This is a genomic window from Paenibacillus sp. SC116 (genome assembly GCF_024733555.1).
In the GTDB taxonomy this organism is placed as follows: domain Bacteria; phylum Bacillota; class Bacilli; order Paenibacillales; family Paenibacillaceae; genus Paenibacillus_B.
Window position 1 is genome coordinate 135,904 of record NZ_JANIOF010000002.1, and the last position, 12,111, is coordinate 148,014.

The 12,111-nt window shown below is 44.3% G+C and carries 11 protein-coding genes and 1 pseudogene; 7 read left to right on the top strand and 5 right to left on the bottom strand.

Annotated elements, in window-relative coordinates:
* Positions 1-11: 11 nt before the first annotated feature.
* Positions 12-1,001: an aldo/keto reductase family protein gene (locus NQ117_RS12380; protein WP_258278348.1), complete on the bottom strand. Its 990-nt coding sequence runs from the start codon at positions 999-1,001 to the stop codon at positions 12-14.
* 413 nt (positions 1,002-1,414) lie between these two features.
* Between NQ117_RS12380 and gap the strand changes: the two genes are divergently transcribed.
* The 4 genes from gap (at position 1,415) to glpX (ending at position 5,096) form a co-directional block, all read left to right on the top strand.
* Positions 1,415-2,437, top strand: a complete 1,023-nt coding sequence (gene gap / locus NQ117_RS12385) for a type I glyceraldehyde-3-phosphate dehydrogenase (protein WP_258278349.1) — start codon at positions 1,415-1,417, stop codon at positions 2,435-2,437.
* 172 nt (positions 2,438-2,609) lie between these two features.
* Complete coding sequence (locus NQ117_RS12390) at positions 2,610-3,266, top strand: CBS domain-containing protein (protein ID WP_309137880.1); 657 nt, start codon at positions 2,610-2,612, stop codon at positions 3,264-3,266.
* A gap of 24 nt (positions 3,267-3,290) precedes the next feature.
* Positions 3,291-4,094 carry a pyruvate, water dikinase regulatory protein gene (locus NQ117_RS12395; protein ID WP_258278350.1) on the top strand — a complete coding sequence of 268 codons (804 nt, stop codon included), beginning with the start codon at positions 3,291-3,293 and terminating at the stop codon, positions 4,092-4,094.
* Between the two features lie 15 nt (positions 4,095-4,109).
* Positions 4,110-5,096, top strand: coding sequence for a class II fructose-bisphosphatase (glpX, locus tag NQ117_RS12400; RefSeq protein ID WP_258278351.1), 987 nt, complete (start codon positions 4,110-4,112; stop codon positions 5,094-5,096).
* Between the two features lie 174 nt (positions 5,097-5,270).
* Here the strand turns inward: glpX and NQ117_RS12405 are convergent.
* The 3 genes and pseudogenes from NQ117_RS12405 to NQ117_RS12415 all read right to left on the bottom strand — a co-directional run.
* Positions 5,271-6,302 (bottom strand): annotated as a pseudogene (locus NQ117_RS12405) (serine hydrolase domain-containing protein); the annotation flags it as partial.
* Between the two features lie 314 nt (positions 6,303-6,616).
* Positions 6,617-7,213: an urea carboxylase-associated family protein gene (locus NQ117_RS12410; RefSeq protein WP_258278352.1), complete on the bottom strand. Its 597-nt coding sequence runs from the start codon at positions 7,211-7,213 to the stop codon at positions 6,617-6,619.
* Between the two features lie 32 nt (positions 7,214-7,245).
* A complete protein-coding gene (locus NQ117_RS12415; protein WP_258278353.1) occupies positions 7,246-7,632 on the bottom strand; it encodes a tautomerase family protein in 387 nt (128 codons plus the stop codon).
* Between the two features lie 209 nt (positions 7,633-7,841).
* Between NQ117_RS12415 and NQ117_RS12420 the strand changes: the two genes are divergently transcribed.
* A complete protein-coding gene (locus NQ117_RS12420; protein ID WP_258278354.1) occupies positions 7,842-8,318 on the top strand; it encodes an SRPBCC family protein in 477 nt (158 codons plus the stop codon).
* A 221-nt stretch (positions 8,319-8,539) separates the two neighbouring features.
* A complete protein-coding gene (locus tag NQ117_RS12425) occupies positions 8,540-9,475 on the top strand; it encodes an aminoglycoside phosphotransferase family protein (protein WP_258278355.1) in 936 nt (311 codons plus the stop codon).
* Between the two features lie 130 nt (positions 9,476-9,605).
* Here the strand turns inward: NQ117_RS12425 and NQ117_RS12430 are convergent, their stop codons facing one another.
* Positions 9,606-11,051: a DEAD/DEAH box helicase gene (locus NQ117_RS12430; RefSeq protein WP_258278356.1), complete on the bottom strand. Its 1,446-nt coding sequence runs from the start codon at positions 11,049-11,051 to the stop codon at positions 9,606-9,608.
* 217 nt (positions 11,052-11,268) lie between these two features.
* On the opposite strand from NQ117_RS12430, the gene NQ117_RS12435 reads away from it, so the two are divergent.
* On the top strand, positions 11,269-12,024 hold the full coding sequence (locus NQ117_RS12435) for an N-acetylmuramoyl-L-alanine amidase family protein (RefSeq protein WP_258278357.1): 756 nt from the start codon (positions 11,269-11,271) through the stop codon (positions 12,022-12,024).
* Positions 12,025-12,111: the final 87 nt, after the last annotated feature.

Below are 12,111 nucleotides of genomic sequence, written 5' to 3' on the forward strand. Positions count from 1 at the left end.
TAACTCGTTTATCAACCCGTTTTAGTGGGATCGCGTTCAACTAGACCATCTAATATATCATCGATTTGTATCAACATGTCGGGGTCAAGACGAACCCCTGCGGCCTTGACGTTTTCCTCGACTTGTTCAGGCTTGGACGCTCCAATAATAGCGGATGATACGTGTGGGTTTTGAAGTACCCATGCTATCGCTAGTTGCGGTAGCGTCAATCCAGCCTCCTGTGCAAGGGAGGAGAGCCTCGACACAGCATGTAATACCTCAGTTCGCATCCATTGGCCGACCAATCGATCGAAAAATGGAGCTCCCGCCGAAGTGGATGCACGCGATCCTTGTGGTACCGGTTGGTCCGGTGCATATTTACCGGATAGAATTCCTTGTGCAAGCGGTGACCAGACTACTTGCCCGATTCCCTCTCGTTCGCAGACGGGAACGACCTCTGCATCAATAACACGCCATAACATCGAATATTGTGGTTGACTGGCTATGAGGGGAACTTTCAACTCACGTGCCAATGCAGCTCCCTGTGATATTTGTTCTGCCGTCCACTCGCTTACTCCGACATATAAAATTTTGCCTTGTCGCACGAGATCGGAGAACGCCAAAAACGTTTCTTCAAGGGGCACTGTCGGATCAAAGCGATGAGCATAATAGACATCGATATAATCGGTCTGCAATCTATTTAGTGAAGCATGGCAGGCTTCGATAATATGCTTGCGGGAGAGTCCTCTATCGTTGTGACCAGTCCCTGTTGGATGATATACCTTCGTACACAGCTCGATACTTTCTCGACGAACTCCTTGTAGCGCTTGGCTTAGCACCACTTCTGCTTTCGTATCCGAATACACGTCTGCGGTATCAAATGTAGTAATGCCTGCATCTAGCGCAGCACGTACACAAGCATGAGCCGTATCATTGTCCACTTGAGCACCATGGGTAATCCAATTTCCGAAAGCAATCTCGCTTACGGATAATCCGCTGTTACCTACTCTTCGATGATTCATTTTTATCTACTCCCTCCGCTTCTTACTGTTAGTTTGAGAAACAATATGATTATAACGAGCCATCACTAATAGGTGAAATATTGGATTATATATGTTGTAATACGAAAAAAATATTAATCGTTCACTTTTATTGTTATAAGGGCAATATACAGTGCAGAAGTTACGGTTACGCAAGAAAGATTGCAGGTAAGTACACATTACAGGTCCAATTAGCTTCGTTTGCAGCTAATATGGGTCCTTTTTGTGTATCACAATAACAATAATGCAAGATGGATACGACTTTTATACTACTTTAATAGGCGATTTATTTTAAATATTGTACATTAAATAATTATTTATGATGATTATATATTGATTAATGGTAAGATATATTATACATTATACGTACAATATACAGAAAAGAGTGATCTGCGATGCGTGTAGCGGTTAGCGGTACGGGCCGAATTGGACGATTGTTTCTCAGGAAAGCACTTTTGATGTCTTCACAGTCTTTAGAAGTAGCAGTTATCAACTCGACGACTCCACCAGCAACTCTTTCGCATTTACTGCAGTATGATTCGGTCCATGGCAAATGGGCAGCAGAAGTTCACGCTGACGAACTAGGTTTGATCGTAAATGGGCGTTATATTCCCGTTATCTCGGAGCGTAATCCTGAGAAGCTTCCTTGGGCGTCTTACCATATTGATCTCGTCGTTGATGCGACAGGAAAGTTTAACGACCGTGCCGGTGCAGAGAAACATATGGCCGCCGGTGCAAAGCGAGTACTTGTTACTGCTCCGGGCAAAGGCGCAGACGCTACGATTGTAATGGGCGTCAACGAGGAGAGCTACGATCCAGACCAGCATGTATTTGTTTCAACCGCTTCCTGTACGACCAATTGTCTTGCACCTGTTCTTTCTGTATTAGATACGGAGTATGGCGTCAAACAAGGCTGGATGACGACGGTTCATGCTTATACGAGCGACCAGAATCATCTGGATAATCCCCATAAAGATTTAAGACGTGCTAGAAGCTGCACCAGTTCTATTATTCCTACTTCTACTGGCGTAGGTAAGGCTCTCAAAGAAGTATTGCCACACCTCGCTCACGCGATTGATGGCGTGTCGTTACGTGTTCCTACACCGAATGTCTCGTTGATTGACCTGACGGTTCAACTTGGTCGAGAAGCGACAACTGACGAGGTACGGGACAGCTTCCGCATAAAATCGCGAGGGAAGATGGGGAGCGTGCTTGGCTATACGGAGCTTCCTTTGGTGTCATCCGATTACATTGGCGACGATAAGTCCGCTATTGTTGATGGCTTGAGCATAATGAGCAGGGGCGATCAAGTGAAGCTAATGGCGTGGTATGACAATGAATGGGCCTACGCCTCACGTGTGTACGACTTTATTTGCTTTGCGCATGCTGTTGAGAAGGAAGCTATTCCTGTAGGCTGATAGCAAGCATGCAGGAGATACACCAATGTACCATGGATGGTATCAGGCTCTCATGTAGATATATAAATGGATGTATTTAACAAGGAAGCGTTGAAGTATGACACGATTTATGAAATTATGTAGATTATATAGATACTAGCTGTGAAAAATAGAGAGTGGAGGAGGAGCTTATATCGAACTAACAGCGAGACAAAATGAGTTGTTGACCCTAATCCAGCGCAATGCGCCGATTACAGGGGAAATGTTGGCTGAAATGCTAGGTGTATCGCGACCGACTTTGCGGTCAGACTTAGCGATATTGGCGATGCTGGGTTTGGTTGAAGCGAAGCCTAAAGTCGGCTACTTCCCTGGTAAGAAGCTTCAGCGAGAAATGCCGCAATTCGCGAAAGTGCTCGATTTGCGGGTAAAAGATGTGATGAGCTTGCCGCAAGTTGTGCGCAACTCAGCTACCGTCTCAGATGCTGCGGTCATGATCTTTATGCAGGATGTTGGTAGTCTTGCCGTGCTTGACGAGGAGGATTTGCTTACAGGCGTTGTGTCGCGGAAAGATCTGTTGAAGGTACTTCTTGCAGGTGGAACGACGGCAGCCCAACTGCCTATCGTGACAGCGATGACGCGACAAGCCAGCATCATTACGTTAGATCCAGAGGCTAGCTTGTTGGAAGCATCGCGGACGTTGAACCGTCACCATATTGACGGAGTTCCTGTTGTGAAGGCTGTTAAAGACAGCAAGGGTGATCTTCGTTCGGAAGTGGTAGGCAGATTAACGAGGAAGCATTTGACGATGATCTTTGCGGATCTGCTGGAGTCAATGGCGGGGACGGAATGATATGACGACTATGGGGGTTCGCATATGACAATGCAACGAAAGCAAGTCGTCTACATCTGCTCAGATGCAACGGGGGAAACGGCTGAAGCGGTGACGAAGGCGACAGCAAGGCAGTTTGGTGATGGAAAAGTTAACATTGTTCGATACGGTCAAATTAAGCACGAAGACGATATACGGCGTATTGCCGATGAAGCGGCTGAAGCCGGTGGATTTATTGCATACACGTTGGTACAGCCTGAATTAAGAGAAACGATGAAGATGGAAGGGGTTCGTGCAGGTGTGCGAACCGTCGATATCCTTGGGCCTATGATGCAGGCCTTCGTCGATACGTTTCATGATTCGCCTCATCGACAACCTGGACTTATGTATCAAATCGATGATGAATATTATCGTCGAATCGAAGCGATTGAATTTGCTATCCGCTGTGACGATGGCAAGTATGTCAAAGGCTATGAGGAAGCAGATGTCGTACTGCTTGGTGTTTCTCGTACGTCCAAGACACCACTGAGTATGGTTCTTGCCCATAAAGGGCTGCGTGTTGCCAATTTTCCTATCGCACCTGAGGCAAAGCCTCCGGAGGAATTGTTCCGTATTCCATCCGATCGGATCGTTGGTCTAATGATGGACGCGAGCATATTGCAGCGAGTACGCAGTGAGCATCTGAAGTGGTTAGGCTTGCCTGAAGGTGCGCAATATGCGCAGTTGAACCGAATCCAAGAAGAACTAGATTATGCTCAGCAGTTAATGAACAAGCTGGAATGTCGGGTCATTGATGTAACAGGCAAAGCGATTGAAGAAACCGCAGGCATGATTATGAATCGTGACTAAAATGGGGGCATCGATATGGAGCGCGAATTATCTTTGGAGATTGTGCGAGTAACGGAGTTGGCAGCATTGGCTTCCGCTCCATGGACAGGTCGAGGCAACAAGAACGCTGCGGATGATGCAGCGACGCAAGCGATGCGAGCCATGTTTGATTCGGTCTCGATCCAAGGAACCGTCGTTATCGGTGAAGGGGAAATGGATGAAGCACCGATGCTCTATATTGGTGAGCGAGTCGGAAGCATGGATGGTCCAGAGGTTGATGTGGCTGTCGATCCTTTGGAGGGCACCGAGATCGTTGCTAAAGGGCTAAACAATGCGTTATCTGTCATCGCCATCGCGAACAAAGGCTGCTTGCTGCATGCGCCTGATATTTATATGGAGAAGCTGGCTGTCGGCCCTGCACTCGTAGACAAAGTAAAATTAGACGATCCTATCGATGTTACGCTTCAAAAAGCGTCAAAGCATTTGAATAAGCCTATTTCAGAAATAACCGTCATGATCCTTGATCGTGAGCGACATGCAGAGATGATTCAGACGCTGCGCCATATGGGAGCTCGTATTAAGCTGTTGAGCGATGGAGACGTAGCGGGTGCGATGGCGCCTGCCTTTCCTGAGACAGGCATTGATATGTACGTAGGATCAGGCGGTGCACCGGAAGGTGTACTTGCAGCTGCTGCGCTCAAGTGTCTCGGCGGCCAGATTCAAGGTCGCTTAATGCCGGCCACTACTGTGGATTATGAGCGCTGCAAGTTTATGGGCATGGATGATCCGCTGAAAGTGCTGACGATGGATGATATGGTTGGCACGGAGGATGTTATCTTTGCGGCAACGGGCATTACACCTGGGGAGTTTCTAGAGGGAGTCCGCTATTTACCGGGTAATCGTGTAGAGACTCACTCTATGGTTATGCGTGCCGCTACGCGAACGATCCGCCATATTAAATCGCTGCACTATATTCCGAATAAGCCCTTATTGGATGTGGTTCAGAGAGCCCAATGTTCATAGGGAACACATAAAAGAAGAGGACGGTTTTCATTCCGTCCTCTTCTTTACATTTGCTATACTCTTCTTTCTCAAATAAGTAAGAGCAAATGCAACTTTCAGATCAACGTTAGAAATATAGTTTTCCTCATAGAAATGGTCGTAGCCCCACGAACAAGGTGTGAATGTCCATCTATATCAATTACTAAATTCCTTATCAAAAATGGTTGCTTGGTTCGGATCAACTTCAGGACCTACTGCATTGGTGTTCAGTACCAAAATATGATCCCCGCCTAGAGGACCACCCACCGTTGTTGTGGACCCAAGTGTTCCTCCACTAGCCATCCAATACGTTTTTCCGTTTGAAAGTTTCTTCTCAATAATGCCGAGTCCAAATTTACCAAAAGGCGAATCATAAGTAGTCAGCATCTGCTTCATCATCTCGTCATTCAGTAGTTTCCCACCTAGTAAGGCACTCATAAAGGTGATCAGGTCTTCTCCTGTTGAAACCATGTCTCCAGCTGCATTTCCCCATGAAGGATTAAACTCAGTCAAGTCATATAGCTTCATAAGTCGATCCATGTTATAACTTCTGGCATGCTCCCCAGGGATTTTTGGATTACTGCCACGTACGGATGTTCCTGTCAGCTTGAGCGGCTTGATGAACCGTTTCTTTATTTGTTCAGCGTAAGTCTCACCAGTGACTTTCTCGATAATAAGACCAGCTAGTATGGTATTTGTATTTGAATAGTGAAAACTCGTTCCTGGTGCAGATACAGGTTCTTTTGCAAGCCCTCTATCTATAAGCTCTTTAGTCGTATAGTAGCGATAAGGGTTTTGTGGAATAATAATGTCTCGCATATCATTATCTGTGTAATTTGCAATTCCACTTGTATGGTTTAACAACTGGCGGATTTTAACCTTATTGCCGTCATACCCATTGCCCTGAACGACCCCTGGCAGCCACTTTTCTACTGTGTCATCCAAACTTAGCTTATTTTCCTGGGCGAGCTGCAGGATAACAGCTGCGACAAATGTCTTTGTAATACTGCCGATTCGGAACGTGAAATGGGGCTTCATCGGAAGGGAATCTTCTAAGTTAGCTAAACCTGCAGCATAGGACCAACGTTTCCCATTCTCCATACCGCCTGCGATTATTCCCGGAATAAACTTACTTTGTACGGACTGATCGATAAAGGATTTGACTTGGTCCCGTGGGCCCTGTTTCTTAAATTCAGCCACCGTATCTATCGCATATCGTGTTGATGTATGGTGGGTTTGCTTAGAACCAAAAGCAGGGAGTGCGAGCGCCCCCATTAATAAAGTAGTAGATAGAGTAAGCGCTAACCCTGTTTTCATATTAGAAAGTTTCATTTTCATCACTCCTGTTATTCTTCTGCTTATCACCCCTTTACTGTAATTCTTACATTGTTAAGTCAGACAGTGACAAAAACGTTCTATTTATAGATGACATGATGCTTGGTACAATCACATTTACGGCATGACAAATAGTCACATGTTCAATGTGACAGTATGTCGACATTCTATTTACCGCTTGCTATCATTACTTTGATCGGTTTGCATTTCCAATCATTGCATGGCCCTTCGCTAACGCTGCACGCCGATATACAAACGACAGCATCCATTTCAGCTCTTAATATAACTCGATCTCCGGGCTTTGATAGAGGAGGGTCTATCACAATCTTCTTGTCTGAAGTAACGCTTGTATTCATAAACACGTTCAGTGGTCGTATCGTTGTAAAAGGAGGGACACCGAACTCACTCAAATTTTGATTGATATTGTCAAAGCAGTTGCTATGCCCATCACCATTATGGAAGAAATGATCGTACATTTCCTTCCTACAGCAAGGAATCATGACATCATGGATGCCTACATCATCTTCGATTAAAGTGAACATCGGCCGATATAAGTTGGTGTATAGAATATCATCCTTCGTTATAAGGAGGGACTCTTTGCAATCTATCGTTACTTCTGCTGAAAAGTACTCCCTATGATCGATGGCGTTGACGGCAAAAAAATCAGCAACTTGCTTTCCTTTGATATCAATTATAGAAATGAGATCTCCTTTTTTAAGTGGGAAGGCCATTCCTGTTTGTTTCTCAATGATATATTCGTTCATTAGATACACCCCTCTCTGATTAAACGAAACGGCTAAAGATTCACTTTATAGTTAAGCTGCAACTCATCACCAGGCAATCCTCTTATTCCCCAACTACTCTTCGGTGTTTCAAAAATCGTTATTTCAATATCATTTGACTCTATGCCTAATGTACCGATTCTATCGAATAGCAGGCGTATGAGGTTTTTCTTTACTTCAATCGAGCGCCCCTCAAACATACTAATTTCGATGATCGTATACTTTTCCGTCCGATCAGAAGGATATATGAAATCTTCAGGTTGCAGACGGAAAAAGCGATGGAATCGTTTATCAGGGGGCAGTTGTAGGGAATCAACGATACAAGAATGGATGATGTCAGATACCTGGGCTTGAATAGGTGTTAAAAAGTCATGCAATCCGTATACTTTTATTTGTGCCACGACAATTCTCCTCTCGAATATGGTGATAGGCTGCGTCTAGAGCTTCTAAGTTTGAGTTTACTTCATTTTACAAGTAGTGGAAGTATAAAAACAAATAAGGATTAGTTGACTAACGTGCTGCATAAATCTCCGATGCTGTGTTCTTATATACAAATCGTACATAATAAGGAGGTGCAGTATAGAGACTTGCTATATAAGGAGGTATATCCATGTTAGCTGTTCTGCAACAAGTTGAAGGCGGGCATCTAGCTCGTTTCGAGCGTCATCTACAGCACTCCGTTGAGGAAGTATGGTCTATGTTGACGGAGAATGAAAAATTAGCACAATGGTTCTCTGAGTTACAAGTAGGAGACCTCCGAAAAGGAGGAGTTATTAAATTTAATATGCAAGACGGAACGTTTGAGGAGCTTGCGATCACTGATCTTAAGACGTATTCTGTGTTGGAATATACTTGGTGGGAAGACCGTGTCCGTTTCGAGCTGCACCCAACAACCAATGGATGTGGATTGGTCTTATTTGAAACCATTCGTACGATTACAGACCACACTCCAAAGGACCTTGCTGGCTGGCATGTATGTCTGGATGTTATCCACGCATTGTTAGATGGAAGGGCGATTGAATCACGTATGAACGAGTGGAAGATATGGTATGAGAAATATATAAAATTGATCAATGAATATAAGTAAGGGTGAGTACGTAATTCCCGGAAGTGTGAGTTGTGAGAGTATAGAAAAAGGAGTCTACCTAAAATACGGGTTAGACTCCTTTCCATTTGGTAATCGGAAACCTATATGACTATGCGTGTTAAAAATGTGTTTTCTACATATGAAGAATATGGTATGTTTATTAGCCCGATAATTTGGGTTCACCAAAATTAACAGCTGAAAGGATAACCAGAAGTGTCATCATGAGACAACTTGAAATGCTGCGCAATTCAATTCCATCCCTACGTAACAGCTTGAGGCTGGAGCAAATCCATAAAGGATACTCTAGTGATAAGAAGTACATCGTCTATGACAGTAATGAACACCCGCAGTACATACTAAGAACCTATAGCATTACTGAAAATGACAACAAGCAAATCAAATTCAAACATCTTCAGATGATGGAACAACAGGATGTGCGATGCACGAGACCGATTGAGATTGGTATACTTTCTGAGCAAGAACTAGGTTACACCATCCTTACATATATGGAGGGCAATGAAGCTTCAGAAGAATTGCCACAGTTAACTGAAATGGAGCAGTTTCATGTTGGTTTTGAAGCAGGCATAGAGCTGTTGAAAATGAATCAGATTGCTGCACCTGATCATAAGGAACCTTGGCATGAGCTCATGTCTAGAAAACACCAATGGTATCGAACTCAGTATGCGGAATGCGGTGTCATCATCCCTAACGATACAGCGTTATTATCCTTTATCGATAGCAATCTGCATTTGATGAAAGATCGACCCAATAGGTACCAGCATGATGACTTCCATCCTCGAAATCTGGTCATTAAGGACGGCAAGTTCTCCGGCGTCATTGATTTCGATCGAGATGACTGGGGAGATCCGATACATGAGTTTGTGAAAATCGGCTTGTTCAGCACGGAAGTAAGTATTCCATTTTCAGCAGGACAAATTCAGGGCTATCATCATGGCGACGGTGAAGAACCTAGTGAAGAGTTCTGGCGATTGTATGCCTTGTATCTTGCGATGACCTTGATCTCATCGGTTGTATGGATACTGAAAGTAAACGCTGATGAGCTTGATGATATGATGAGAAGAATTCAAAGATGCATGGATGACCATAACAACTTTGAGCTCATGGTGCCGAAGTGGTACAGCGAGTTTCAACAATAAGTGTAAGGGTAATCTTCAGCTTGTTTTTTGCTCATCGAAATAATCCCTAGGTAAAAAGTAAAAGGCTGCCTCGATAGCTTATAGCTTATCGAAGGCAGCTTATTTCATGTTCATTGCGGATCGATTTGGATTACTTCTTGCCTTTGCGTACTTTTAAAAGTTTCCCTTTTATCGTAATGTCCTGCATCATATCAAGCACAAGAGGCCCTTTTCCGTTCAGAATCTCTACATCTGTTACATGATCAAAAATCGTAATAATTCCGATATCGTCTGCGGTTACTCCATCAAGCTTAGCAATGGTACCCACAAAGTCTACGGCTCTAAATTTCTTCTTCTTGCCACCATTGAAGTTCAGCTTCATAATCTGCTTGTTCAATTGCTCGCGCTTATCCACCTTCGGAGCCTGTCCGACGTGCAGGCTTTGTTCGAAATGTTCTCTACGGAGCTCTACCGCTTCTGCGGATGGAGCTTTTACTTTCGGAATCTCGAACCCAATGTACGCTTCGATATCAGCTAGGCGATGGCTATCTTTAGGCGTAACGAATGTAATCGCTTTGCCTGTGTTACCTGCACGTCCCGTGCGTCCCACACGATGCACATAGCTTTCTTTCTCTAGCGGAATATCGTAGTTAATAACATGGGTGATGTTCGTGATATCGATCCCTCTCGCAGCTACATCTGTTGCAATCAAGTAACGGAACTGCCCTTTACGGAACGCGTTCATGACCTCGAATCGCTCTTCTTGCTCCATTCCGCCGTGAATGCGATCACATGGATAATCGAGGTCATCCATTTCTCTGAACAGGCGATCCACATGTTCCTGTGTACGGCAGAAAATAATACAGCTTTCAGGGCTCTCAACAATAAGTAGATTTTGAATCACATCCAGCTTATCTGCCTCTTTTACCTGAATAAGAGCATGTTCAATCGTAGCTGTCGTAACACCGCTAGCTTTAATCTCGATCTCAACAGGGTTGTCCATATATTTGCGCGATAGTTTGGCTACATCCTCAGGGAATGTAGCGGAGAACAACATCGTAACTCGGTTGCGAGGCAGCTCTTGAATGATTGCCTGAACTTGTTCAATAAAGCCCATATTCAACATTTCGTCTGCTTCATCAATAACGAGATAGGCAATACGGTCTAAGGATAAGGTACCACGCTGAATATGGTCGAACACACGGCCAGGTGTACCTACAGCGATATGTGTCCGCTGCTTCAATTCAGCCTTTTGCTCATAAAATGGATGTCTCCCATACAGAGCTGTTGCCTTAATCCGTTTAAAGCGGCCTATATTCATGATGTCTTCGTTGACCTGCAACGCAAGTTCACGAGTTGGCGTTAGAATTAGCGCCTGCGGCTTATTCTCGTTCCACTCCACTAGCTCACAGAGCGGAATACCGTAAGCAGCTGTTTTGCCGCTGCCTGTCTGCGATTTAACAACAAGATCTTTCTGCTCAAGCGCAACAGGGATGACTTTCGATTGAACCTCTGTTGGCTTTTCATAACCCAAGCTGCTTAGTGCTCTAACGATCTCTTCACTTAATGGATAATCTGTAAACTGCTTCTCACTCATATTAAACCTCTTCTACACTTTATTCGAACTATACCTATACATACAGAGTTCCACCGTTCATCTTCCGTATACTCCTCTATTATACTCTCCATTCTGGATTCAGTATTCTACCAAATTAAAAAGTATATTTTGATTCATCTTCATAGCATCTTCATCTCATCTTCATATAGCGTCAGTAGACTAAGGTTATCTGATGGAGAGACAGGGGAGAAGGGCAATGATGAGACGACACAATAAACGAACGAATATGACAAACAATGAGCCAACCTATAGATCAAAAAAATTAAAAAAATTGAAAAAAGCCCCCAAACTAGCGCTGCTAGGTGCGTTGAGTTTACTCGTAGTAGGGCTAGTCTTCTACTACAACATCAATGATATTCGTGTAGATGTAGAGGTTCAGGCACTGATGGGGGCTCCTGGGCAACTGTTGGAAGGAAAGACGATCGTTATTGATCCAGGTCACGGAGGAAAAGATCCGGGCTCTATCGGTCAGCAAGGAACGATCGAGCGAGATATGACGCTGCAACTGGCAAAAGAAATCGAGCAAGAGCTGCTGGAGAAAACAGGAGCGACAGTCCTATTAACACGAGAGCAGGACGAGTCCGTTGACCTGCAGCAACGTATCGATATGGCTGAGAAAGAAAGTGCTGATCTTTTCCTCAGCATTCACTTCGATGCGTTTACAACGAACGATGTGGAAGGGATGACGACTTACCATAGAAATAGTAATGATCAACCGATCGCGCAAGCGGTTCATGATCGTTTGATTGAGAAGAACTTTGATACGAGAGATCGTGGAGTAAGAGCAGGGGATTACTATGTCCTTCGTGAAAATACGGTTCCGTCGCTGCTGCTTGAGCTTGGCTACATTTCAAATGAAAAAGACGAGACTCGAATGAGATCATTGTACTTCCATCAGGAAGCATCGGAGGCAATTGTTGATGGTGTGATCGATTATTTTCATAAACGTTAAATGACGATAATGCCTTCATGCATCCATTTTGCTCGGTATTCACATAACGGATGCATGCAAAGCCTAGCTCATTTCGACCTGAACGAA